The organism is Pseudomonas sp. LBUM1656 (genome assembly GCF_059716065.1).
Map to the genome: position 1 here is coordinate 4320468 of NZ_CP166800.1, position 25788 is coordinate 4346255.

Annotated in this window: 17 protein-coding genes; 9 read left to right on the forward strand and 8 right to left on the reverse strand. The window is 60.9% G+C overall.

Features of this window, described 5'->3' with window-relative positions; genetic code table 11:
- Positions 1 to 121 precede the first annotated feature (121 nt).
- Entirely contained in the window at positions 122 to 988 is an 867-nt protein-coding gene (locus tag ACA072_RS19565; RefSeq protein WP_497619960.1) for a pirin family protein, read from the reverse strand.
- 225 nt (positions 989 to 1213) lie between these two features.
- Here ACA072_RS19565 and ACA072_RS19570 point away from each other — a divergent pair, with 225 nt between their 5' ends.
- Positions 1214 to 1753 carry a PaaI family thioesterase gene (locus ACA072_RS19570; protein ID WP_438661002.1) on the forward strand — a complete coding sequence of 180 codons (540 nt, stop codon included), beginning with the start codon at positions 1214 to 1216 and terminating at the stop codon, positions 1751 to 1753.
- A 248-nt stretch (positions 1754 to 2001) separates the two neighbouring features.
- On the forward strand, positions 2002 to 2805 hold the full coding sequence (dkgB, locus tag ACA072_RS19575; RefSeq protein WP_497619962.1) for a 2,5-didehydrogluconate reductase DkgB: 804 nt from the start codon (positions 2002 to 2004) through the stop codon (positions 2803 to 2805).
- 3 nt (positions 2806 to 2808) lie between these two features.
- Here dkgB and ACA072_RS19580 read toward each other — a convergent pair whose 3' ends face one another.
- The 6 genes from ACA072_RS19580 to ACA072_RS19605 all read right to left on the reverse strand — a co-directional run bounded on the left by ACA072_RS19580 (position 2809) and on the right by ACA072_RS19605 (position 12476).
- Positions 2809 to 6033 carry a transporter substrate-binding domain-containing protein gene (locus ACA072_RS19580; protein WP_497619964.1) on the reverse strand — a complete coding sequence of 1075 codons (3225 nt, stop codon included), beginning with the start codon at positions 6031 to 6033 and terminating at the stop codon, positions 2809 to 2811.
- Positions 6034 to 6654 (reverse strand): response regulator, encoded by a 621-nt coding sequence (locus ACA072_RS19585; protein ID WP_497619965.1) that lies wholly within the window; start codon positions 6652 to 6654, stop codon positions 6034 to 6036.
- 142 nt (positions 6655 to 6796) lie between these two features.
- Positions 6797 to 7207, reverse strand: a complete 411-nt coding sequence (locus ACA072_RS19590; protein WP_497619967.1) for a response regulator — start codon at positions 7205 to 7207, stop codon at positions 6797 to 6799.
- Positions 7208 to 7309: 102 nt separating this feature from the next.
- Positions 7310 to 10012, reverse strand: a complete 2703-nt coding sequence (gene mgtA / locus ACA072_RS19595; protein WP_497619969.1) for a magnesium-translocating P-type ATPase — start codon at positions 10010 to 10012, stop codon at positions 7310 to 7312.
- A 521-nt stretch (positions 10013 to 10533) separates the two neighbouring features.
- The gene (locus ACA072_RS19600; protein WP_497619970.1) at positions 10534 to 11871 is read right to left on the reverse strand and encodes a lysine N(6)-hydroxylase/L-ornithine N(5)-oxygenase family protein; all 1338 of its coding nucleotides are present in this window, start codon (positions 11869 to 11871) and stop codon (positions 10534 to 10536) included.
- A 122-nt stretch (positions 11872 to 11993) separates the two neighbouring features.
- Positions 11994 to 12476, reverse strand: coding sequence for a sigma-70 family RNA polymerase sigma factor (locus ACA072_RS19605; protein ID WP_497619972.1), 483 nt, complete (start codon positions 12474 to 12476; stop codon positions 11994 to 11996).
- Positions 12477 to 12796: 320 nt separating this feature from the next.
- Between ACA072_RS19605 and ACA072_RS19610 the strand changes: the two genes are divergently transcribed.
- From ACA072_RS19610 to ACA072_RS19620, 3 genes are read left to right on the forward strand one after another with little or no spacing between them, the layout of a single operon-like run.
- Positions 12797 to 13969 carry an efflux RND transporter periplasmic adaptor subunit gene (locus tag ACA072_RS19610; protein WP_497619973.1) on the forward strand — a complete coding sequence of 391 codons (1173 nt, stop codon included), beginning with the start codon at positions 12797 to 12799 and terminating at the stop codon, positions 13967 to 13969.
- On the forward strand, positions 13970 to 15943 hold the full coding sequence (locus tag ACA072_RS19615) for a MacB family efflux pump subunit (RefSeq protein WP_497619974.1): 1974 nt from the start codon (positions 13970 to 13972) through the stop codon (positions 15941 to 15943).
- 7 nt (positions 15944 to 15950) lie between these two features.
- Complete coding sequence (locus ACA072_RS19620; protein ID WP_497619975.1) at positions 15951 to 17345, forward strand: efflux transporter outer membrane subunit; 1395 nt, start codon at positions 15951 to 15953, stop codon at positions 17343 to 17345.
- Between the two features lie 132 nt (positions 17346 to 17477).
- Here the strand turns inward: ACA072_RS19620 and pvdP are convergent, their stop codons facing one another.
- Positions 17478 to 19106 carry a pyoverdine maturation tyrosinase PvdP gene (gene pvdP, locus ACA072_RS19625; RefSeq protein ID WP_497619976.1) on the reverse strand — a complete coding sequence of 543 codons (1629 nt, stop codon included), beginning with the start codon at positions 19104 to 19106 and terminating at the stop codon, positions 17478 to 17480.
- Between the two features lie 197 nt (positions 19107 to 19303).
- On the opposite strand from pvdP, the gene pvdM reads away from it, so the two are divergent.
- From pvdM to ACA072_RS19645, 4 genes are all read left to right on the forward strand, one after another.
- Positions 19304 to 20653 carry a pyoverdine-tailoring dipeptidase-like protein PvdM gene (pvdM, locus tag ACA072_RS19630; protein ID WP_497619977.1) on the forward strand — a complete coding sequence of 450 codons (1350 nt, stop codon included), beginning with the start codon at positions 19304 to 19306 and terminating at the stop codon, positions 20651 to 20653.
- A 29-nt stretch (positions 20654 to 20682) separates the two neighbouring features.
- Positions 20683 to 21963 (forward strand): pyoverdine-tailoring periplasmic protein PvdN, encoded by a 1281-nt coding sequence (gene pvdN, locus ACA072_RS19635; protein ID WP_497619978.1) that lies wholly within the window; start codon positions 20683 to 20685, stop codon positions 21961 to 21963.
- A 49-nt stretch (positions 21964 to 22012) separates the two neighbouring features.
- On the forward strand, positions 22013 to 22891 hold the full coding sequence (pvdO, locus tag ACA072_RS19640; RefSeq protein ID WP_497619979.1) for a dihydropyoverdine dehydrogenase: 879 nt from the start codon (positions 22013 to 22015) through the stop codon (positions 22889 to 22891).
- Positions 22892 to 23159: 268 nt separating this feature from the next.
- Complete coding sequence (locus tag ACA072_RS19645; protein ID WP_497619980.1) at positions 23160 to 25625, forward strand: TonB-dependent siderophore receptor; 2466 nt, start codon at positions 23160 to 23162, stop codon at positions 25623 to 25625.
- Positions 25626 to 25788 lie beyond the last annotated feature (163 nt).

Below are 25788 nucleotides of genomic sequence, written 5' to 3' on the forward strand. Positions count from 1 at the left end.
CGGATGGGCACAGTGTAGGAGCAAATGCTGCCTTCAGAACAACACAAAACACTGTGGGAGCGAGCTTGCTCGCTCCCACAAGGGAAGTGTGTTGGCACAGCCCGGCGTCAAAACAATGAGCTCAACCGCTCATCTGGCCAAACCGGCCTGACTGGAAGTCAGCGAAGGCCTGATGGATCTCTTGTTCGCTGTTCATCACGAACGGCCCGTGGCCGACAATCGGTTCGTCGATCGGCTCGCCGCTGAGCAGCAACACCACGGCGTCGTCATTGGCTTCCAGGCTGAGCTGGTGGCCATCGCGTTCGAACAACGCCAACTGCCCTTCGCGCACCAGCGCCAAGCCGTTGGCCTCAACCGTGCCGCGCAGCACCACCAGCGCGGTGCTGCGACCTTCGTGCAGATCGAGGGTCAACAACTTGCCACCGTTGAGGCGCAGGTCCCAGACGTCGATCGGCGTAAACGTGCGCGCCGGGCCGGTATGGCCATCAAACTCGCCAGCAATCAAGCGCAGGCTGCCGGCCTGGTCCTTGAGCGGGAGGCTCGGGATGTCACCATCGAGAATCGTCTGGTAACCGGCATCGGCCATTTTGTCCCGGGCCGGCAGGTTGACCCACAGTTGAACCATTTCCAGGATGCCGCCGCTCCTGGCGAACGCTTCGGAGTGGAATTCCTCATGCAGAATCCCCGACGCCGCGGTCATCCATTGCACATCGCCGGGGCCGATCTTGCCGCCGCTGCCGGTGGAGTCACGGTGTTCCAGTTCGCCTTTGTAAACGATCGTCACGGTTTCGAATCCGCGGTGTGGATGCTGGCCCACGCCACGGCGTTCGGTGGTCGGGGTGAATTCGGCTGGGCCTGCATGATCGAGCAGCAAAAACGGGCTGATGTGTTTGCCCAGGTTGTCGTAGGAAAACAGCGTACGAACCGGAAAACCGTCGCCGACCCAGTGGGTCCGTGGACGGGTGTAAATACCGATGATGTTTTTCATCCTGTCTCCAAATTCGGTGTTTGACGCGATGGACACAGCTTAAAACCAGACCCATTGATGCACTAGACCGCAAAAATCAACCTCATCGTCCTATCTGGAGAACGATGGTTAAGCTCTCGTCATTGCTTGAGGACGCGACACACGGGGCTGGCGGAGTTTTTATTTCGGACATAATATCGATCCGGATTACAACCATAATATCCGCTACCGCCCGAGGACATCATCATGCAAAGCCCCAACCGCGACGCCACCCTCGCCCAATGGATCGCCCAGGAACAGGCCATGCGCTCGCGTCTGGCCGGGCCGGGCAGTTTGTCCATGGCCGAGGTCAGCGCGCTGTCGCCCGCCGAGTTTTTCGAGGGGATCGGCGACGGTGTACTGCCTTCACCGCCCATCGGCGCCTTGATGGATTTCATCCCGATCGAATGGTCGGCCGGGCTGTTCATTTTCCAGGGCACGCCGGATTCGCGGCATTACAACCCGCTGGGCAGCGTGCATGGCGGCTATGCGGCGACGTTGCTCGATTCGTGCATGGGCTGCGCGATTCATACGCAATTGAAGAAGGGCCAGGGGTATACGACGCTGGACTTGCGCATCAGCTACGTCCGCGCATTGACCGGTGCCAGCGGACCGGTTCGGGCCGAGGGAAAAATTGTGCATCTGGGCCGTTCTACCGCGCTGGCTGAGGGGCGGATTTATGATGTTGATGGACGGTTGTATGCGACCGGGTCGACCACTTGCATGATTCTTGAGGCTCGGGGGTAAGGCGTAAGATCGAAAGATCGAAAGATCGAAAGATCGAAAGATCGAAAGATCGAAAGATCGCAGCCTCGTTTCACTCGACAGCTGCTACAGGGGATTGCGTACTGTGTAGCCGCTGTCGAGTGAAACGAGGCTGCGATCCTTTGATTCATGACTTGCGGTAAACATTGCTTTGCTCATCCAGTGGTTTTTCCCGGGGAGGCAGCCGGGGATACTCCAGTCCATTCCCACTGCAACCCCTGGAGTCATTGATGTCTATTCCCGCATTCGGTCTCGGTACCTTTCGCTTGCAAGGCCAGGTGGTCATCGATTCGGTGAGCACCGGCCTGGCGCTGGGCTATCGGGTAATCGACACCGCACAAATCTATGAAAACGAAGCCGAGGTCGGCGAGGCCATCGCCGCCAGCGGTATCGCCCGTGACGAGCTGTTCATCACCAGTAAAATTTGGGTCGCCAACTTCGCCAAAGACCGGTTGATCGACAGCCTCAAAGAGAGCCTGCGCAAGCTGCAGACCGATTACCTGGACCTGACGCTGATCCACTGGCCGTCCCCGGAAGATCAAGTGCCGGTCGAGGAATTCATGGGGGCCTTGCTCGAAGCCAAACGACTGGGTCTGACCCGGCAGATCGGTGTCTCCAACTTCACGGTCGACCTGATGCAGCAGGCGATTGCAGCGGTCGGAGCCGAGAACATCGCCACCAACCAGATCGAGCTGCACCCGTACCTGCAAAACCGCAAGGTCGTCGAGTTTGCCCAGCAGCAGGGCATCCAGATCACCTCCTACATGACCCTGGCCTACGGCGAAGTGTTGAAAGACCCGGTCATCCAGCAAATCGCTGATCGTCTGCAGGCAACCCCGGCCCAAGTCACACTGGCCTGGGCCATGCAGCTGGGTTACGCGGTCATCCCCTCCTCCACTAAACGCGCCAACTTGCAAAGCAATTTGCAAGCCTGTGCCCTGCAGTTGAGCGAGGCCGACATGGCGTTGATCGCAAGCCTTGATCGCGGCCATCGATTGACCAGCCCGAAAGGCATCGCGCCGCACTGGGATTAAGCGTCAGCCCTGCTTTAGGCTCTGATCGAGACGTTGCATGGCGTGCTGCAATTGATTGACGGCTTCGTCGATCGATGCTCCAAGCCCCCCGCCGCAGGCACGTTCCAGCGCCTCGCAACACTCGATCAGCCGCTGGGCCCGGACCATGCGCGCGCCGCCCTTGATGCGGTGTGCCAGGTCATGCAGAACGGGAAGATTGTTGCCGGCGTGGGCTTGAAGCAGATGTTCACGGTCATCCCGATTGGTCACTGCCAGTTGGCGCAGCAATTGATTGATCAACGTCCGGTCGTCACCAACGTATCGCTCCAGCTCGCTCAAGTCGATCTCTGACGACGAAGGCTGTTCGCTCGTCGTCTCTACAAACCGGTCAGCCAACCACACACTCAGGTCCGCCAGCCGAATGGGTTTGAACAGGCAGTCGTCCATGCCCGCTTCAAGGCACAGGACCTTTTCCTCAGGCTGCGCATTGGCGGTAAAACCCAGAATCAGCGTCGGCGGCAGGCCTTGCGCGTGCTCTTCATCGCGTATCGCGCCGGTCAACTCGTAACCGTCGAGCTTCGGCATATTGCAGTCAGTGATGACCACATCAAACTCGTGTGCCCGCCACAGCTCCAGCCCTTGCTCACCATCCTCGGCCTCCATCACGCGATGCCCCAGGTAGCTCAGCTGACTTGAGAGCAAGAGCCGATTGGGCGGGTGATCGTCGACCACCAGAACAGTCAGTGGCCGCGTGGGGACCGGCACCACCGCCCTGTTCAGCGATTCATCGGCAGGCAGCGCTTTCAACGCGATCAGCGACAGGCTGATCTCGACCTGCGAACCCCGTCCGAGGACGCTGCGCAGCACCAGCCGGCCGCCCATCATTTCGCACAACGTGCGGCTGATCACCAACCCCAGCCCGGAACCCTTGCGCGCGGATTGCTGGCTGTTACCGGCCTGAACGAACGGACTGAACAACCGCTGCTGGTCGGCCGCGCTGATGCCAATGCCACTGTCTTGAATAAGCACATTCACCAGCAGATGTCCCGACGCACCGGGTGTTACCCGCAGCGTCAGGCTCACTTCGCCTTCGCGGGTGAACTTGATCGCATTGCTCAACAGATTGGACAACACTTGCTTGAAGCGTGTGGGGTCGATCAACACCTCACGATCACTGCGCGGGTCCAGGTCGACGCGCCACGCCAGGTGCTTTTCCTGGGCCAGTCCTTCAAAGACCCGGCACACCGACGCCACCAGATCATGCAGATTGACGCGTTCGGGGGTCAGCGATAAATGCCCTGACTCAATGCGCGCGATGTCCAGAATGTCGCCAATCAACGCCAGCAACTGCTGCGCCGCCGTGGAGGCGACTTCGAGGGCGACGCGATCGGCGACGCCCTCTTCTGCACGCTTGCAGGCGATTTCCAGAAAGCCGATCAGGGCACTCATCGGTGTGCGGATTTCATGGCTCATGGTTGCCAGGAATGTGGTTTTCGCGCGATTGGCATCGTCTGCCGCATCCTTGGCTTCCTGTAACTGCTGCATCCACTGCTGGCGCTGGCGAATCTGCCGACGCTGCCAGACGATCCATCCAAGGGCCAGCAACAACAAAGCCGCTGCCGCGGTAAACGCCTGCAAAATACCTTGGCGATGACGCAGCCAATAACTGTCATCGACCACCACATCATTGCTCCAGCGGGCGATCAGATCGTCCATTTCCTGGGGCGAAATGCTCAGCAACGCCTTGTTCAAAATCGAGTTCAACACCAGCTCGTCACGGCCGGTTGCCATGGCGATGCGCGCCGGTTCATCGCCTACGGTGCTGCTGATCCGTAAACGTCCCTGGTAATACCGGGCGATCAGGTAACGGGTCATGAACAATGAACTGAGCGCGGCATCGGCCTGCCCCTTCGCCACAAATTCCAGACCTTGGGCCGGGTTTTGTACGTCCACCATCCGCACCTGCGGCGCCCGCGCCTGGATGAACGCACGCATTGGGTGACGGGGATAAATTGCCAGGCGTTTACCGGCCAGATCGTCCAGCGTCGTCGGGCTACCGGGGGTTGTGGCACTGACCAGCGTGTACGGATTGGTCACATAGGACCGGGTAAAGTGCAGTTCGGCTACGCCTTCGGTCGTGGGGATGATGGCGGGCAAGACATCGATCTCGCCGGCCTTGAGCCGCTGGATCTGCTGGTCCAGGGATTGACCTCGCAGCACCTTGAAGTTCAAACCAGTGCGCTGACTGATCAGCGTCAGCAATTGCGCCGTCAACCCACTGAATCGCCCCTCGGGATCGTAGAACGTCAACGGCGCAAAATTTTCCACAGCCCCCACATTGACCGCCCGATGCTGATCCAGCCAGCGCTGTTCACTCTCACTCAGACTCACGCGCTGCTGTCCCGCCACTTTGGCCCTGCCGGCGCTCCAGCGCTGTTCGATGACCGAGCGCTGATCCATGGGGATCGCCGCCAGCGCCTTGTCGATGAGGTCCTTCAGCGCCAGGTTTTCCCGAGCCAGTGCGAAGCCGAACGGGTTAGGGTCGAGGCCCGAAGGCCCCACCAGATGAACGGAATTGAAGTAGTAGTTGTTGATCAGGTAATTGGCGCTGATGAGGTCCCCGAGGTACACGTCATCCTGCCCATACGCCACTGCCCCGAGCGCATCGAGCGCCGACGGATAACGTTGCAGGCTGGCCTCGGGATAGAACGATTCAACGGTCTGCGCCGGCAGGTAGTCATCGGCCATGGCAATGCGTTTACCCGCCAGATCTTCGGGCATGCGCTCGTCCAGTCGGGTGACCAGCATCGGCTGATCTTCAGCGTAGGCATTGGAGAGGTTCAGCTCGGGGGCGGCCAGTTCGAAGTTGTTCGAGGTTCCGAGCAGATCCAGCTCACCATACTTAAGGGCCTCCATGGCCGCTTCACGCGTGGCATAACGCAGCACCTCGATCTGCACGTTCAGCAGTTGCGCGACCAGCGCGGCGTAATCGGCGGTGATGCCTTCCAGCTCATCGTGATTGCGCGTCACCTCGAACGGCGGGTAGTCCGGCCCGCTCACCCCGAGGCGCAAGACACGCTTGTTACCCAGCCATTGGCGGTCCCGTTCATTCAGATGGACCCCGTAGCCTTCCACTGTGGAACGCCCCAGCAGCTGCAAGCGCTCGGGCTCGCCGGCGATCGAGGCCAACGCCGGCGACACGAGGCACACCATCAGGATCAGCAGCAAGATACGCACGGTCGGGCGCACTCAGATCAGGTGATTGCGTATGGCGAATTCGCGCATGTGCACTGACGAATTCAATCTGAGCTTTTCTATCAAACGGGTCTTGTAGGTACTGACGGTCTTGTGGCTCAGGTGCATGCGAGCTGCAATCTCTTTGTTCGAAATACCCATGGCCAAGTACTGCAAGATGGTCAGTTCGCGGTTTGAGAGTTTGTCGATCATCTGCTTTTCGCTGTGTTGCAGCGTGTCCAGCGGCCTGGTGGAGAGTTGCGCGAAATAGGTATAGCGCGCCATGACAGCTTGCACCGCTTTGTGCAAATGGCTCAGATCGTTGCTCTTTGAGACATATCCCATGGCCCCGGCGCGCATGCAGCGCTCCTGAAAAAACAACGGATCCAGTGAAGTGAACACCAGTACCACACACATCCACCCATTGAACTTGATTCGTTCCAGCACATCCAGACCGGTGCCGCCGGGCATCACCAAATCCAATATGACCAGATCGACTGCCTCCTCCCGAAGTATCGACAACGCCTCGCCAACGCTGGCCGCCTCATAAATCAGTTTGAAACCTTCCCGCTCCAGTACAAGTTTGAGTGCGGCGCGAATCACCGGATGATCGTCCACAAGCAGCACTTTCTTCATGGCAAATCCCTGTGCAAAGACTCAACGAATGCCCACGGGATAATGCCGGGGCAGACGCAACGGCTGCGCCAAGACTCTTGCATGGTGGAAAGGCAGAATCTACCTGTAAGAAATGACAGTTCCGACGAACGGTAAAACCGAATCACCCGGCGTACCGCTGATCGCGCTCCTGTGGCGATGGATCAATGATCGTCATCAACCGCTGAATGCACACCCCATCTGGAAGCGCTGCGTGGCTCACCTGAATCTTTTGTTGCCCGCAGGCCGGGATCGGCGGCAACTGTGCAAGTTGGCCGTCGAAAATCAGCGCGTGGCGAACCTGCCGGTTATCGAGGAAGTACCTGAGCAAATCCAGTTCGCCCGCCGCCAGCGCGGCATTGACCACCACTAGGTCGAACGGCTCGCAACCGTACTCGATCAGGGTCAGCATTGACGCAAGGTCGTGCACCGGTGCCACTCGGTAATAGTCGAGTTGATTGAACAGCCGTTCGATGATCATCCGGTGAAAGTGCTGCTCGTCGGCGATCAGGATGCGTAAGGCTTTATTCGGCATCGTAGCCTCTTGGGTGATGGCTGATTTTTGATGCGGCGAGGCTACGGGAGGCGCGCAGAGGTTTCTGTAGGACTTTTCCTAAATGACTGCAGATTCCGGTAATTACTGCCATCCAAACCGCCGAATGTAGAACCCCTTCACCGCCTGAGTCAGCCCCATGTACGCCAGCAGAATCACCGGCAAGAACACGAAATACAGCGACGGCAGCGCCTGCAATTTGAAGTAGTGCGCCAACGGCCCCATCGGCAGGAAGATCCCGACCGCCATGATGATCCCGGTCATGATCATCAACGGCATCGCCGCGCGGCTTTGCAGGAACGGAATTTTCGGTGTGCGGATCATGTGCACGATCAATGTCTGGGTCAGCAGCCCGACCACGAACCAGCCAGACTGGAACAGGGTTTGATGGTCCGCGGTGTTGGCGTCGAACACGTACCACATCAGGGCAAACGTGGTGATGTCGAAGATCGAACTGATCGGGCCGAAAAACAGCATGAAACGCCCGACATCCGCCGGCTGCCAGCGCTGCGGCTTGCTGAGCATTTCTGCATCGACGTTATCGAACGGGATGGCGATCTGCGAAATATCGTAGAGCAGGTTTTGCACCAGCAGGTGCATCGGCAGCATCGGCAGGAACGGGATGAACGCGCTGGCCACCAGCACCGAGAACACGTTGCCGAAGTTCGAGCTGGCGGTCATTTTGATGTACTTGAGCATGTTGGCGAAGGTCCGGCGCCCTTCCAGCACACCCTCCTCCAGAACCATCAGGCTCTTTTCCAGAAGGATGATGTCGGCCGCTTCCTTGGCGATGTCCACGGCGCTGTCCACCGAAATACCGATGTCGGCGGTGCGCAGTGCGGGGGCGTCGTTGATGCCGTCACCCATGAAACCGACCACATGGCCGTTGCCTTTGAGCAACCGCACGATGCGCTCCTTGTGCGACGGCGTGAGTCTGGCGAAGACGTTGGTGGTCTCGACCGCGACCGCCAGTTGGGCATCGCTCATGCGCTCGATGTCGTTGCCCATCAGCAGGCCTTGTTGCTCCAGGCCAACCTCGCGGCAGACCTTCGCGGTCACCCGTTCGTTATCGCCGGTCAGCACTTTCACCGCGACGCCGTGAGCGGCCAGCGCCTTCAGCGCCGGGGCGGTGCTTTCTTTCGGTGGATCGAGGAAGGCGACATAGCCGATCAGCGTCAGTCCCTGTTCGTCCGCCAGGCTGTAGGTGTCCCGGCCCTCGATCATGGGGCGCGCGGCGACGGCGACCACCCGCAGGCCTTCGGCATTGAAGGCGGCAGTGACCTGGCGAATCCGCGCCAGCAGTTCATCGGTCAGTGCTTCGTCAACCACGCCATGACGCACTCGCGTGCAGACCGCCAGCACTTCCTCCACCGCGCCTTTGCAAATCAGCAAATGCGGCTGATCGTGCCGGGCAACCACCACCGACATGCGTCGGCGGGTGAAGTCGAACGGAATTTCATCGACCTTGCGAAACGCCGTACCGACTTTCAGTTCACGGTGGATTTCCACGTGTTCCAACACCGCCACATCCAGCAGGTTTTTCAGGCCGGTCTGGTAGTAGCTGTTGAGGTAGGCCATTTCCAGCACGTCGTCGGAGTCGTTGCCCCAGACATCGACATTGCGCGCGAGGAAGATTTTGTCCTGGGTCAGGGTGCCGGTCTTGTCGGTGCACAGCACATCCATGGCACCGAAGTTCTGGATCGCGTCGAGGCGTTTGACGATGACTTTTTTACGCGACAGGAACACCGCGCCTTTGGCCAGGGTCGAGGTGACGATCATCGGCAGCATTTCCGGGGTCAGGCCCACGGCAATCGACAGCGCGAACAACAGCGCCTGGGTCCAGTCGCCTTTGGTGAAACCGTTGATGAACAGCACCAGCGGCGCCATGACAAACATGAAGCGGATCAACAGCCAGCTGACTTTGTTGACCCCGGTCTGGAACGAGGTCGGTGCGCGGTCGGTGGCGCCGACCCGCTGGGCCAAGGCGCCGAAATAGGTGTTATTGCCGGTGGTGAGGATTACCGCCATCGCCGTGCCAGACACCACGTTGGTGCCCATGAACAGGATGTTCTCTAGGTCCAGCGGATTGCACGTATCGCTGTTCTGCTGGCGCGGGAATTTTTCGACCGGCATCGATTCGCCGGTCATCGCCGCCTGGCTGACGAACAGGTCCTTGGCGCTGAGCACCCGGCAATCGGCGGGGATCATGTCACCGGCCGAGAGCACGATCAGGTCGCCCGGCACCAATTGCTTGATCGGCAACTCGATACGTGGCGCATCACGGCGCATCACCGTGGCAGTGTTGCTGACCATCGCCTTGAGCGCGTCGGCGGCCTGGTTGGATTTGGTTTCCTGCCAGAAGCGCAGCAAGGTGGAGAGCACCACCATCGAGAAAATCACGATGGCGGCTTTCATGTCCTCCGTCAGCCAGGAGATCACCGCGAGCAAGGTCAGGAGCAGGTTGAAGGGGTTTTTGTAGCAGTGCCACAGGTGGGTCCACCACGGTAATGGCTGTTCGTGCTCGACTTCGTTGAGGCCGAATTGCTCGCGCAGGGTGTCGGCTTCCAGGTCACTGAGACCGTCGGTGTGGCTGCCGAGTTTTTTCAGCAATGGGCCGGTGTCACTGTTGGCAGCGGTGACCAGGGTTTGCGCCAGCGTCGGCGGCACTTCACGGCTGACCGTGGTGTCGGTGAAGCTTTCCAGCAGCGCCAGTCGGCGAAAGTGCCGGCCGATGTGACGGGTGCGCAGGAATCCGGCGAAGAATTCCTTGAGCAGGGTAAGGTTCATGGCGTTGCCCCCAGAGTCAGCCGGGAAACCTTCGAGCAGGCGTGTCGAGTCGCTGCGATGACGACAGGCACGTCGAACATCACACACGGTCAAGCGTCGATGAGAGGGATATCGGGACACGGCCAGGGCTGGCTGCGATCGGGATTTCCGCTGCTCGCTTTTCGGCGAGACAACGGCACAACAGGCTGCGCGTTATCTTGCCGGGAAGGTGCCGGTTATCGAAACCGGCCGACTACTGTCACTCGAACAAGTACCCACTGAGGGTCTCCGCTATTGATGAAAACGCGCGAAGCTTACGCCCCGATTTCTGGAGAGTAAACGAAGGAACGGTGGGTGGTGGGGGAATTGCGGGGTTCTTCAGGAAGGGTTCAGCTTTCAAGTTTTGTGCTGCCCTTCAGGGCCTCTTCGCGAGCAAGCCCGCTCCCACATTGGATCTCCAGTGAACACAGATTCAGTGTAAGACAGAGGTCAAATGTGGGAGCGAGCCTGCTCGCGATGGCGGCCTGACAGGCGCCGAAGATTTAGCTGGCAGTCGCTAGCAACAAATCCACCACTGACCGGCTATGCCCACGGTTCTTGCCATGGTCATACAAGGAACCGGCAATCTCATCCGCCCGAATCGGCAGGATCGACAACAGGGTGTCGCTCAAACCATGGCTCGCCTGGCAGAAGCCCTGCATATAAATGCCGGCCTTGCAGCGCTCGTCGGTGATCAGTTTGTAGTTGCGATCCACCTCGAAATCACCCAGGTATTGCTCCAGCGGCGCCAGCAGCTTGCGGTGCATCTGGCGTTCGTAACCGGTGGCCAGGACCACGGCATCGTAGAGACGAACCGTCACTTCACCGGTGGCATTGTTGCGCACCGCCAGCTCGATGCCGCGCTCGGTGGCGGTGGCTTTTTCAACGGTGGTCAGGGTACGGAAGGTATGACGCGCGATGCCCGAAACTTTCTGGCGATAGAAGATGCCGTAGATGCGTTCGATCAGGTCGATGTCCACCACCGAATAGTTGGTGTTGTGGTACTCGTTGACCAGGCGCTCGCGCTCGCTGCTCGCCTGCTGGAACACCAAGTCGGTGAACTCCGGCGAGAACACTTCGTTGACGAACGGGCTGTCATCCGCCGGCTTCAGCGCCGAGCCACGCAGGATCATGTCCACCTGCACCGACGGGAAGCTGTCGTTCAGATCGATGAAAGCTTCCGCCGCGCTCTGGCCGCCACCGATGATCGCGATGCTCATCGGTTGATTGTTCACGCACGGCTGCTTGGCCATCTGAGCCAGGTATTGCGAATGGTGGAACACGCGGCCGTCATCCTTGAGCGCCTTGAACGCTTCGGGAATGCGCGCCGTACCGCCGGTGCTGACCACCACCGAACGAGTTGTGCGTACGTGTTGATGACCCGTGGCGTCGCGAGAGATGACCCGCAGCGCCTCGACCTGCTGGTTGTGCAGCACCGGCTCGATGGTCAGCACCTCTTCGCCGTAACGGCTCTGGGCTTCAAACTGGCCGGCGACCCAGCGCAGGTAGTCGTTGTACTCCATGCGGCACGGATAGAACGTACCGAGGTTGATGAAGTCCACCAGACGGCCGTGATGCTTGAGGTAGTTGACGAACGAATACGGGCTGGTCGGATTGCGCAGGGTCACCAGGTCCTTGAGGAAGGAAATCTGCAGCTCGCTCTGGGTCGACAGGGTATTGCCGTGCCAGCTGTAGTTGGGCTGCTTGTCGAGAAACAGTACATCCAGCTCGCCCTGGCTCGGCCCGCGCTCTTGCAGAGCGATGGCCAGCGCCAGGTTCGAAGGGCCGAAACCGACGCCGATCAGGTCGTGAACGATGGGCGATGCAATTGCCTGTGTCATTTCCAGTGTCCTCTGGATGAACCCCTCAACAAGGGGAATAAGCCTAAGTGACCTGATGCGAGACAGCAGGTCGTCTGTTGAGTAGGAACGAGGACAATGAAAAAAAATTTAGAGAGAAGGGATCAATGGGCGTCCCACTGGCGCATCCGTACGCGGCAGTGCTTCATGGCATTGACGATGTGCTTCTCTACCAGCGCGCGGGAGATGCCGAGGTGTTCTGCGATTTCCTGATGCGACAGGCCATCGATTTTGCGCAGCAGAAAACTTTCGCGACACAGCCGTGGCAATTCCGCCAAGGCACGCTGGAGCATTTCCAGGCGTTGGCCGTGATCGAGGCAGTTGTGCGGGGATGGCGTGAAGTAGCGTTCTTCGTTGTCGAGCACGTCCAGCGACTCGACCTGGCGCAAGGCATTGCGCCGATGATCGTCGATCACCAGGTTCAGCGCAGTGCGATAAAGGAATGCCCGGGGCTGCTCGATCGGCGTGTCACTGGAACGCTCCAGTACCCGCAGATAAGCGTCATGCACCACATCTTCGGCCACCTGACGGTTGCCTAGCTTGGCGTTCAGGAAACACACCAGCTCGCGATAGTAGTTTTCCAACATGACTCCCGGCCGCACAGGGTGCGGTTTTGTCCTTGAGCCACCTCGGCGACCGCCGAAATAGGCAGTGGCAAGATGGTGGCAGTTCAAGCCGCGTAATTTATAGTAATTCTCATATAGATTTAAAGTACTGGTTTGACTTACCCGATAAATAGTCTTGTGCTACACCTGTAACGCTATGTGTCCGCGCTTAAATTCCCCGCCACTTTCCTCGTTTACAGGACAGCTCCCCGTGTCTGTCGGCTCCCCGACAGCGTTCGGCTGTCGCCGGTTTTTGTGCGCAGATTGAACGACGGGCCGATATCCATTGGCCGGAACCCTGCATGAAACGTCCCCGACAGACCCGACGCGCCCTGCTTGTAGCACTTTGTGTGATCCCCGTTATCGCCATCGCCGCCTGGCAAGTAATCCCGCCGGGCCGGGATAAATTCGCCACCGTGCAAGTCAGCCGTGGCGACATTGAAAGCAGCGTCACCGCGTTGGGCACCCTGCAACCGCGGCGTTATGTCGACGTCGGCGCCCAGGCGTCCGGGCAGATCCAGAAGATTCACGTGGAAGTCGGCGACGTGGTCAAGGAAGGCCAGCTACTGGTGGAGATCGATCCGTCTACCCAGCAGGCCAAACTCGACGCCGGACGCTTCTCCATCGAGAACCTCAAGGCGCAGCTCCAGGAACAACGGGCCCAGCACGATCTGGCCCGGCAGAAGTTCCAGCGTCAGCAAAACCTCAAGGCCGGTGGCGCGACCCGCGAAGAAGACGTGCAAACCGCCCAGGCCGAACTGCGCGCCACCCAGGCCCGCATCGACATGTTCCAGGCGCAGATCCGTCAGGCCCAGGCCAGCCTGCGCAGCGATCAGGCCGAACTCGGTTACACGCGGATTTACGCACCGATGGCCGGCACCGTGGTCGCCCTCGACGCTCGGGTCGGCCAGACCCTCAACGCCCAGCAGCAAACCCCGTTGATCCTGCGCATCGCCAAGTTGTCGCCGATGACGGTGTGGGCCGAAGTCTCGGAAGCCGACATCGGCCACGTCAAACCCGGCATGAGCGCGTGGTTCACCACCCTCAGTGGCGGCAACCGACGCTGGAGCAGCACCGTGCGGCAGATTCTGCCGGTGCCGCCCAAGCCGCTGGACCAGACCAGCCAGGGCGGCGGCAGCCCGGCCAGTTCGAGCAAAAGCGGCAGCGCGCGCGTGGTGCTGTACACGGTGTTGCTGGACGTCGATAACGCCGACAACACGTTGATGGCGGAAATGACGGCCCAGGTCTTCTTCGTTTCCGATCAGGCGAAAAACACCCTGACCGCGCCGGTCGCGGCGTTGCAGACCGGCACTGAAGCGAATAGGCAAATCGCCCAGGTCGTGGCCAAAAACGGCAGCATCCAGCAGCGCGACGTGCGCACCGGCATCAGCGATCGACTACGGGTGCAGATCCTCGATGGTTTGCAGGAAGGCGATCACCTGCTGATCGGCCCGGCTGACGGGAGTGGCGGCTGAATGCAGACGCCCCTGATTGACCTGCAGGACATCCGCAAAGCCTACGGCGGCGGCGATTCACCGGAAGTTCACGTGCTGCGCGGCATCGACCTGTCGATCCACGCCGGAGAATTCGTGGCAATTGTCGGTGCCTCCGGTTCCGGCAAATCGACGCTGATGAACATCCTCGGTTGCCTCGACCGTCCGACATCGGGCGAATACCGTTTCGCCGGGCAAAACGTCGCCGCCCTCGACAGCGACGAGCTGGCCTGGCTGCGCCGCGAAGCCTTCGGTTTTGTGTTCCAGGGTTATCACCTGATCCCGTCCGGCTCGGCCCAGGAAAACGTCGAGATGCCGGCCATTTATGCCGGCACCCCGGCCGCCGAACGCCACGCCCGTGCCGCCGCCCTGCTCGACCGTCTCGGCCTCGCTTCGCGCACCGGCAACCGTCCGCATCAACTGTCTGGCGGCCAGCAACAACGGGTATCCATCGCCCGCGCCTTGATGAACGGCGGCCACATCATCCTCGCCGACGAACCCACCGGCGCCCTCGACAGCCACAGCGGCGCCGAGGTGATGACCCTGCTCGACGAACTGGCGAGCCAGGGCCACGTAGTGATCCTCATCACCCACGACCGCGAAGTCGCGGCCCGGGCCAAACGCATCATCGAGATTCGCGACGGGCTGATCATCAGCGACAGCGCCCACGACAATCCTGAAGCGCAAACGTCAGCCAACCCCGGCGCGCTGCAAGCGGTGGATCTGCGCAAGCGCCTGACCGAAGGTGCGCAAGCCACCGGAGCGTGGAAAGGCGAGCTGGTCGACGCGGTACAAGCGGCATGGCGAGTCATGTGGATCAACCGCTTCCGCACGGCGCTGACACTGCTTGGCATCATCATCGGCGTCGCGTCGGTGGTGGTGATGCTGGCCGTCGGCGAAGGCAGCAAGCGTCAGGTGATGGCGCAAATGGGCGCCTTTGGCTCGAACATCATTTACCTCGGAGGCTCTTCACCGAACCCGCGTACGCCGCTGGGTATTGTCACCCTGGATGACGTCGCGGCGGTGGGCAGCCTGCCGCAGGTGACGCGGATCATGCCGGTCAACGGCCAGGAAGCCGGGGTGCGTTTCGGCAACCTCGACCACCTGAGCTACGTCGGCGGCAACGACACCAACTTCCCGGCGATCTTCAACTGGCCGGTGGTGCAAGGCAGCTATTTCACCCAGGACGATGAACGCAACGCTGCGGCGGTCGCAGTGATTGGCCACAAGGTGCGGACCAAGTTGCTCAAGGACGTGGCCAACCCGATCGGCCAATACATCCTGATTGAGAACGTGCCGTTCCAGGTGGTCGGCGTGCTTGCGGAAAAAGGCGCCAGCTCCGGCGACTCCGACAGCGACGACCGTATCGCCATCCCGTATTCCGCCGCGAGCGTGCGACTGTTCGGCACCCACAATCCCGAATACGTGGCCATCGCCGCCGCCGACGCACGCAAGGTCAAGGAGACCGAAATCGCCATCGAGCAATTGATGCTGCGCCTGCACAACGGCAAGAAGGATTTCGAACTGACCAACAACGCCGCGATGATTCAGGCCGAAGCACGCACGCAAAACACTTTGTCGCTGATGCTCGGCTCGATTGCCGCGATTTCGCTGCTGGTGGGCGGCATCGGCGTGATGAACATCATGCTGATGACGGTGCGCGAGCGAACCCGGGAGATCGGTATCCGCATGGCCACCGGCGCCCGGCAGCGCGACATCCTCCGTCAGTTCCTGACGGAAGCGGTGATGCTGTCGGTGGTGGGCGGCCTCGCCGGGATCGCCCTGGCGCTGATCGTCGGCGGCGTGCTGATCCTCAGCGAAGTCGCTGTCGCGTTCTCGTTGATAGCGGTGCTCGGCGCCTTCGGCTGCGCCCTGGTCACCGGTGTTGTCTTCGGCTTCATGCCGGCCCGCAAAGCTGCCCGACTCGACCCGGTCACGGCCCTTACCAGTGAATGATCTCTCCATGAAGCCGCAACTGAGTTTACTGACCCTCTGCCTGCTGCTCAGCGCCTGCGGCACGCCCGCCGAGCGCCCGGACAGCGGCATTGCGCCGCCCTCCTCCTGGCAATCGCCGCACACGCAAAGCACTACCCGCAGCAACCTGCAATGGTGGACGCAGTTCGGCAGCCCGCAGCTGGATCAACTGATCGAACAGGCGCGGGTCGGCAGTTACGACCTGGCCGCGGCCATCGCGCGAGTGCGCCAGGCGCAGGCCGAAACGGTGGTTGCCGGAGGTTCGCAGCTACCCGAGCTCAAGGCTGCCATGAACGCCAATCGGCAAAAACTGCTGCGCGGCAACGGCTACAGCCAACTCGATGCCGACAGCGACAACAAGGCCGTCGATTACTTCAACGCCAGCCTCAGCGCCAGTTACGAAATCGATTTCTGGGGCGGTCAACGGGCTTCCCGTGACAGCGCGCAATTCGCCTTGCAGGCCAGCGAGTTTGATCAGGCCACCGTGGAATTGACGCTGCTCAGCGGCGTCGCCACTACCTACGCGCAGGCTTTGTCGCTGCGTGAGCAAAGCCGCATCGCCGAGCTGAACCTGGCGAACGCGCAGAACGTGTTGAGACTGGTGCAGACCCGTTTTGACTCAGGCTCGGCAACGGCCCTGGAACTGGCGCAGCAGAAGAGCCTGGTGGCGGCGCAACAACGGCAATTGCCGCTGGTGCAGCAGCAGGCTCAGGAGGCTTTGATCGGTCTGGCCGCCCTGCTCGGCCGACCGGTTCAGGAACTGGCGCTGGGTCAGGAACGCTTCGATCAGCTGTCATGGCCGAGCATCGCGGCGGGCGCGCCCAGTGAACTGCTCACCCGGCGCCCGGACATCGCCCGCGCCGAAGCACAGCTGGCCGCTGCGCAAGCCAATGTCACCGTCGCCCGCGCTGCCATGTTGCCGAAGGTCACGTTGAGCGCGGAACTGGGCTCGGGCGCGGATCGGGCCGCGGACATGCTGCGCAACCCTTTCTACAACCTCACCGCCGGATTGCTTGCGCCGGTGTTCAACAATGGTCGCCTGAGTGCCGAGCGCGATAAAGCCACGGCCCGCCAGGAAGAACTGCTGGAGACCTATCGCGGGGCGATCATCAATGGCTTCGCCGACGTGGAAAAAGCCCTCAATAGCATTCGCGGGCTGGATGCACAGCGCCAGTGGCAAAGCGAGGAACTGAACCAGGCGCAGACCGCGTTCAATATCGCGCAGAGCCGTTATCAGGCCGGGGCCGAGGATTTGTTGACGGTGCTGGAGACCCAGCGCACGTTGTATGCGGCGCAGGATTTGAATGTGCAGCTGAGGTTATCGCGGTTGCAGGCGAGTATTGCCCTGTACAAGGCGCTGGGTGGTGGGTGGCAGGTTCTGTGATTTGAGTTGATCGTTCCCACGTCGAGGCGTCGAACCGTCCGCGTGGGAATGCAGCCCGGGACGCTCTGCGTCCCATCGAGAGCCGAACGCGGAGCGTCCGTTGATGCATTCCCACGCAGAGCGTGGGAACGATCAGGTAGAGATCGGCTTGGCCTTCAAATGCCGCGCATACCAAGGCCGCTGTGGCACTTTGCGGAACAGGTCCGCCAGTTTCTTCTCGTCCTCGCCAAAGGTGATGCGCAAAGCTAACTTCATGGTTTCCGGGTCCATCTCAACCGACTTGCCGGTCTGCAACCCCGGCGTCGTGCTGCAACCATGGGTGCTCGGCCCCAGCCACGGATCAGCCACCTCGACCCAACGCCCCGGCGCGAACCACGCCACGCCATTGACCTCAAGCCGACTGACCTCTCCCGGATGAAAGCGCTCATGGGCGCGGAACCAGTCTTCCAGGCGATCATCGATCCAGCCGTGGAAATGCCAGAACACCGGGTTCACGTGGGAGGAAAACGGGTCGCCGAGGAAGTCGTTTTCCGGCGCATACCAGCGCGCCGAGAAGTCTGCCGGATCCCGGGCAAACGGCACCGGCTGGCCATTGGACGGATCACGGGGCACCGAGGCCCAGCGCATGTGCAGCCAGTCGTGCAGCCTTAATTCGACTTCTGAACCGAACTGCCCCAACGTCAATTTTGATAGATAACGCGGATCACGGTAGCGCGACTCCCAGACCTGGAAGTTGCTGTGGTACGTCTCGGCGGTCTTGATGTCGCTGACCCATTGCGAATATTCGGCATCGTCGTCGGCCAGCCAGGTCGGCGGCAGCGCGGTGCCGTCGTGGTTGTCGCAGTAATTGGCAAAGCCGATGCGATCGCGGGCCAGTTCCGGCTGCGGCAAGGGGAAGTGCTGCCATGACGGCAAATCCTGCATCGACCGCGCCGTGCCCAGCATGTGCCGGTGCATGAAGAAAAAGTCCACGCCCGATCCGTTGCGATCCTTGCGCGCGCCACGGGCATCGCGCTCCTTGTCCCGCGGACCGGGCTGCCAGCCGATGCCACGCAGGGCATTGCGCTTATCTTCGGACAAGGTGTGCCACTTGTCCCGCGAGGCATGCCAGAGCTGGTGAAACAGCCGATGCTCGGCGGACACCAGCCAGGCCAGCAGCGGCGCATTGAGACCGGCTCGCTCGCGGGCTTCGGGGAAAACCCGTTTCACGGCGATGAAGCGATTGTCCTGCGCGGTCATCATCAGCGGGCGGTCGAGGTTCAACACCCGGCCACTGAGGGTGCCGCTGCCGGCATTGCCGAAACCGGCCCAGACTTCGTCCAGCGACATGCTGAATTCGTAATCCGGCGTGCCGTTGGCGGCGTTGGCACTGACCAGCCGCCAGCTCAACTCGGCCGGCTTGGCTTCTGCCAGATCGCCCAAAACTCGGTAGCGTGGCTCATCGTTGGAGCGCAAACGCTGGGCGGTGTCGAGAAACCCGATCAAGCCGCGTCCCTTGTGGCCGACGTCGAGAAACACTTCCAGCCCGTCCCGAGGCAGGCCTTCGATACCAGCGTCACGCCCTTCGAAACGAATCTGCCAGACACCGCGCAAGGTATTCGCCAGATGCTGGCCGGCGACATCCGCCACGTCGAATGAAGCTTCGCCGGGGGTGATCGTCGGATCCGGTTTCGTCCATTCGCGATGCCCATAAAAAGCCGCAGGCACGGCGGCGCCGGTCAGCGCCAGGCCCGCCATGAACCATCGTCGAGAAATCGTCATTGCCCTACCTGTGTCAGCCATGAAGCAGGCTTTATCCAAGCTAGAACGTTTGTTGTCTCCGAAAATTTAAAAGCATCGCCAGCAGGCTGGCGATGGGGTCATCAGCCCCACTAAATTTCCAACCGGGCCAATCGTTCTTCCCAGATAGCAAAGGCCCCTGCGCCCGCACCGGGGCGGCGAACCTGACTGAGATGGCAATGACAAAACCACGTTCGAAAAAGGCTCTCTACATCGGCCTGCCACTGGCCCTGGCGATCAGTGCCGGGGCAGGCTATGCGGCCTGGGATTACTGGTTCAAGGACAATCCCGGTTACCCGGTCAAGGTGATGAAACAGGCCGATGCGCTGCAAGAGCGCATCCTCTCCTTCGACAGCCACGTCACCGTCCCGCTGGACTTCGGCACCGCCGGCAATGAAGCGGACAAGGACGGCACCGGCCAATTCGACCTGGTCAAGACCGGCCGTGGTCGCCTGTCCGGCGCCGCCCTGACGATTTTCGGCTGGCCGGAAATCTGGAACGGCGCCAACGCCCCGCACCGCCCCACCGCCGGTTTCGTCGACGAAGCCCGGTTCGAGCAGGAAACCCGCTACAAAATTATCAGCACGATGGTTCGCGACTTCCCCAACCAGGTTGCCATCGCCTACACCCCGGACGATTTCCGTCGCCTGCACGGCGAAGGCAAGTTCGCGATCTTCATGAGCATGCTCAACGCCTATCCGCTGGGTAACGACCTGAACGCCCTGGACACGTGGGCCGCTCGCGGCATGCGCATGTTCGGTTTCAGTTACGTGGGCAACAACGCCTGGGCGGATTCATCCCGACCGTTGCCATTCTTTAATGATTCGCGCGACGCCCTCGGTGGTCTGTCGGAGATCGGCAAACAAGCGGTGCATCGCCTCAACGATCTCGGCGTGATCATCGACGTCTCGCAGATGTCGACCAAGGCCCTGGAGCAGGTCGCCCGGTTGAGCCGCACCCCGATGGTCGCCTCGCACTCGGCACCGCGCGCCCTGGTGGACATCCCGCGCAACCTCAGCGACCAGGAAATGCAGCTGATCAAAAACAGCGGCGGCGTGGTGCAGATTGTCGGCTTCCCGACCTACATCCGCCCGCTGAGCCAGGCCACCCAGGACAAACTCAACGCCCTGCGCGCACGCTTCGACCTGCAACCGTTGCAAGGCCTGGAGATGGCGCTGATGCCGGGCGACCCGATCATCACCGTCTGGTCCGAACAGCGTTTCGGCGAGTACGCCAGCCAGCTCTACGCCATCGTTGACGAAGAACCGAAAGCCACGCTCAAGGACTACGGCGACGCGATCGACTACGCGGTGAAGAAAATCGGTATCGACCACGTCGGCATCAGTTCCGACTTCAACGACGGCGGCGGTCTGGATGGCTGGAAGGATGTCAGTGAAGCCCGCAACGTGACGGCCGAGCTGATCAGTCGCGGCTACGGCGAGGCCGATATCGCCAAGCTCTGGGGCGGGAATTTCCTGCGGGTCTGGGACCAGGTGCAGAAGTCCTCCAAGCCTGTCGCTAAAAACTGATCGCCATTTTTGCAAAGCGAACCGAACTCATGACCAACCGCCGTTCATTCCTCAAGCAGGCCGGTATTCTCGCGGCCGGGCTGCCTCTCGCCAACGCCGTGAACCTGCCGGCGCTGGCGGCCACGCCACAGCCGATGCCCAAGGACAAATGGGCGCAATTGCGTACGTTGTTCGACCAGGACCCGGACTACCTGCACTTCGCCAACTTCCTGGTGACGTCCCACCCACGGCCGGTGCGTGAGGCGATTGAACGTTACCGCGCCAACCTCGACCGCAACCCGGGCCTGGCAATGGACTGGGACCTGGGCGAAACGGAAAAGCGCGAGCAGGCGGTGCGCGTCTGGGCCGGCCGTTATCTCAAGACTAAGCCTGAGCAAATTGCGCTGACCGGCAGCACCACGGAAGGCCTGTCGCTGATCTACGGCGGCATCCATGTGCGCCCGGATCAGGAAATCCTCACCAGCGAGCACGAACACTACGCCACCAATTACGCCTTGGGTTACCGCCAGCAGAAGGATGGGGTCAAGGTGCGCAAGCTCAAGCTGTTCGAGAACAGCCACAAGGTGTCGGCGGATGAGGTGCTGGGCTCGATTGCCAAAGGCATCCGCCGCGAAACCCGCGTACTGGGCATGACCTGGGTGCAGTCCGGCAGCGGCGTGAAACTGCCGATCGGTGAGATCGGCAAACTGGTGGAGGAGCAGAATCGCAATCGTGAGGAAAAGGACCGCATCCTCTATGTGGTCGATGGCGTGCACGGTTTTGGTGTCGAAGACCTCGACTTTCCCGACATGCACTGCGACTTCTTTATTGCCGGCACCCACAAATGGATGTTCGGCCCGCGCGGCACCGGAATCATCTGCGCCCGCTCTGCCGAGCTCAAAGACGTCACGCCGACGATTCCGACCTTCTCCGAAGCGACCACGTTCTCGACCATCATGACCCCCGGCGGTTATCACAGTTTTGAACACCGCTGGGCCTTGGACGAGGCGTTCAAGCTGCATCTGGAGCTGGGCAAGGCCGAGGTGCAGGCGCGTATTCACACCCTCAACACCTACGCGAAAAACCGCTTGCTGGAACACCCGCAAGTCGAACTGGTCACGCCAAAGAGCCCGGACCTGTCAGCCGGCTTCACTTTCTTCCGGATCAAGGACCGCGACTGCGAAAAAATCGCCGTGCAGTTGATGGAAAACCGCGTGGTCTGCGACTCGGTAGACCGCGACGTCGGCCCGGTAATCCGCATCGCGCCCGGCCTGCTCAACACCGAAAACCACATCGACCGCTTCATGGCCGTGCTGAGCAAAACCGTCTAATGCTCCCTCGCCACAGGGACGCCAGTTTTCTTTTAAATCGAGACGACAGATGAACCGAGATCTATTAACCGTGCCGCTCAAGGCACTCGCCCTGACCGCCCTCCTCGCCGGCCTGCTGCCAACCGCCGCGCAGGCAGCCACCGCCCCGCCCCCCGGCAAAGTCTTCAAGGACTGCCGCGACTGCCCGGAAATGGTCGTGCTGCCCGCCGGCACCTTCACCATGGGCACCCCGGACGATGAAGTCGGTCGCGAGCCCGACGAAGGTCCGATGCACGAGGTGACCTTCGCCAAACCGTTCGCCATGAGCCGCTTCCAGGTCACCGCCGGTGAATGGGACAACTACGTGCGCGAGAGCGGCGTGACCATCGCCAACGGCGATACCCGGCCGGGTCGCGAGTGCGTCGCCAGCAAGCCGCGTTACCCGCAGGGCCCGCGTCAGCCAGCGGTGTGCATGAACTTTGATGACGTGAAGAACTACGTCGCCTGGCTCTCGAAAAAGACCGGGCAGAAGTACCACATGGTCAGCGAAGCCCAACGCGAATACGCCGCACGGGGTGGCACCAAAGGACCGTTCCCCTTCCCGTTCGATGAAGGCAAGGAATACAGCATCAGCCAACACGCCAACACCTACGGCCCGGCGGACGGTTACAGCTACAGCTCGCCGGTCGGCAGCTATCCGCCGAATGCGTTCGGCATGTACGACATGCACGGCAATGTCTACGAATGGGTTGAAGACTGCGAGCATCCGGACTACGTCGGCGCGCCCACCGATGGCAGTGCGTGGTTAGAAGCCAACTGCGAAGCGGTGCGCATCCGCGGCAACGACTGGGGCGAAGCGCCGGTGTTCTCCCGCTCGGGCAACCGCAACAGCCAGTACCCGCAAGAGCGTGGCGACTGGATGGGGTTCCGTATCGTGCGAGATCTCTAAAGTCTATCCCTTCACCCTGTGGCAACGAGCTTGCTCCGACCTGATTGCCATGGGCTGAACCCACACGTGTGGTGAAGGTGACTCCTGTGGCGATGGGCGTTCCGACAAGCCCCCTCGCTACAGCGACCCTCTTGCCACAGAACTGCGTCAGTTCATCTTTCTGAAATTTATTTGACGGTCTCTATCCGGTTTCCTACTCGTGCCGCGTCCAATAATCATTCTTATTAACAAAAATCTGCACAACACTTTTCAGGAACTCAGGTAAGTAATGCGACCTCAACCACGCCGCACACCTCTCGCGTTGGCCGTACAGCGCCCGACATTGCATCGCACCCTGTTCACCCGCGTACTGCTGACCGCCACCTTGCTGGGGAGCTCGATGGCCTATGCTGCACCCGTCAAAGTGAACATTGCCGTGCAGCCGCTTTCCAACGCGCTGACCGAGCTGGGCATGCAGACCAACCTGCAGATCCTCTACAGCCCGGATCAGGTTGCGGGTATCAATGCCCGTGCAGTGTCCGGTTCGCTGGAGCCGTCCGAGGCCCTGAGCGCCTTGCTCAAAGGCACCGGCATTTCGTTCCAGATCAATGGCAACACCGTCACGCTGGTATCCGGCGGCGGTTCGGGCCTGCAATTGGGCGCAACCACGATTTCCGGCCAGGCCCTGGGCCTGACCACTGAAGACACCCATTCGTACACCACCGGCGCCACCACCACCGCGACCAAGCTGCCGCTGACCCTTCGCGAAACCCCGCAATCGGTGACCGTGGTGACCCGTCAGCAAATGGACGATCGCGGTGCACAGAGCGTCGGCGATGCTTTGCGCAACACCCCCGGCATCACGTCGCAGAAATACGACAGCGACCGTACCGAATTTTCCGCCCGTGGCCAGGCCATCACCAACTTCCAGTACGATGGCGTCAACACCCTCTACGACGGTGTGTACGGTGAAAACCCGAACAACAGCGACGACTCGGCCAGCCTGGACCACATCGAAGTCATCAAGGGCGCTACCGGCCTGATGACCGGCACTGGCGACCCGTCCGCCACGGTCAACCTGATCCGCAAGAAGCCGACCAAGGAATTCAAGGCCTCGGTCAGCGCCACCGCCGGCCGCTGGGACAAATACCGGGCTGAAGGCGACATTTCCGGTTCGCTGACCGATTCGGGCAATGTCCGCGGTCGCTTCGTGACCACGTACCAGGACGCTAACTCGTACCTCGATCACTACAGCCAGAAGAAAGACCTGTTCTACGGCGTCCTCGAAGCCGACCTGACCGACGACACCCTGCTGACCTTCGGCATCGACAAGTCCAGCGCGACCCCGCGCGGTTCGTCCTGGACCGGCAACCCGACGTATTTCGCCGATGGCGGCCGTACCGAGTTCCCGCGCCACTTCAACCCGGCTGCCGACTGGAGCCGTCGTGATTTCGACAGCACCACCTACTTCGCATCGCTGGAACAAGCACTGGCCAATGACTGGAAACTCAAAGTCAGCCTGGACCAGAAAACCACCGATCACGACACTCAACTGGCCTCGGCCAGTGGCGGTAACCCGAACCGCGCCACCGGTGAAGGCATGTTCCTTTACTGGGGTCGCTGGGAAGGCCATCGCGTGCAGAACACCGCTGACGTGAACGTCTCTGGTCCGTTCAGCCTCGGCGGTCGCGAGCACGAACTGGTCGCCGGTGTCATGGCGTCCCACTCGCGCCAGACCGGTTCGACTTACGACACCAGCGCGTCTGGCCAAGTGCCGGGCAGCATCTATGACTGGAACGGCGAACTCCCGAAACAGGAATTCCCGAAGAACGGCAAATACGAACGCACCCAGAGCCAGAACGGCGTTTACCTGGCCACGCGCCTGCGTCCGACCGACGACTTGTCGTTCATCCTCGGCACCCGTCTGAGCACCTTCAAGTACAACGAAGACTACCGCTACAACCCGGGCGCCAGCCTGACCGACACCCACGCCAGCTACAAGGAACATGGCGTCGTCACCCCTTACGCCGGCGTGGTTTACGACCTCAACGACACGTACTCCGCGTACGCCAGCTACACCAATATCTACCAGCCGCAAATCTACAAGGACGCCAACGGTTCGAACCTGGAGCCGGTTGAAGGCAGCGCTTACGAGACCGGCCTGAAAGCGGCCTACTTCGAAGGCAAGCTGAACGCCAGCCTGGCCTTCTTCCGTATCGAGCAGGACAACGTCGCCCAATCGATCGGCACCAACCCGGTCACCAACGAAGGCATCTACAAAGCCATCGACGGCGCAACCACAAAAGGCGTGGAACTGGAACTGGCCGGTGAACTGGCCGAGGGCTGGAACCTGTCCGCCGGCTACACCTACGCCCGTACCCGTGACCAGGACGAGCAACGGATCTTCGGCTACCCGCTGTCCACCACCCGCCCTGAACACGTGGTGCGTACCTTCACCACCTACCGTCTGCCGGGCATGATGAACAAGTTCACCGTCGGTGGCGGCGTGAGCTGGCAGAGCGCGTTCTACGGCAAGATCTACAGCGCCAGCGCGGGCGACTACACGCAGATCAAGCAAGGTGGCTACACCCTCGTGGACCTGATGACCCGTTACCAGTTCGACGACCACCTGAGCTTCACCGTCAATGCCAACAACGTCTTCGACAAGAACTACCTGACGGGCCTGGGCAACTTCGATACCACGTTCTACGGCGAGCCGCGCAACGTGCAGGTCACCGCGAAGTACGACTTCTGAGTCGTGAGCTGAAATGAAAAATGCCCGTGTCGTGAGATGCGGGCATTTTTTTGACCAGAGATTTGTGGTGAATGTTAGTCCGCCTTCACCACCAGTCGGCGACCTTGTAAATAAACCCTTCGATCAGACGTTCTACTGGGTATCTGCCTTTATACCCAAGGAA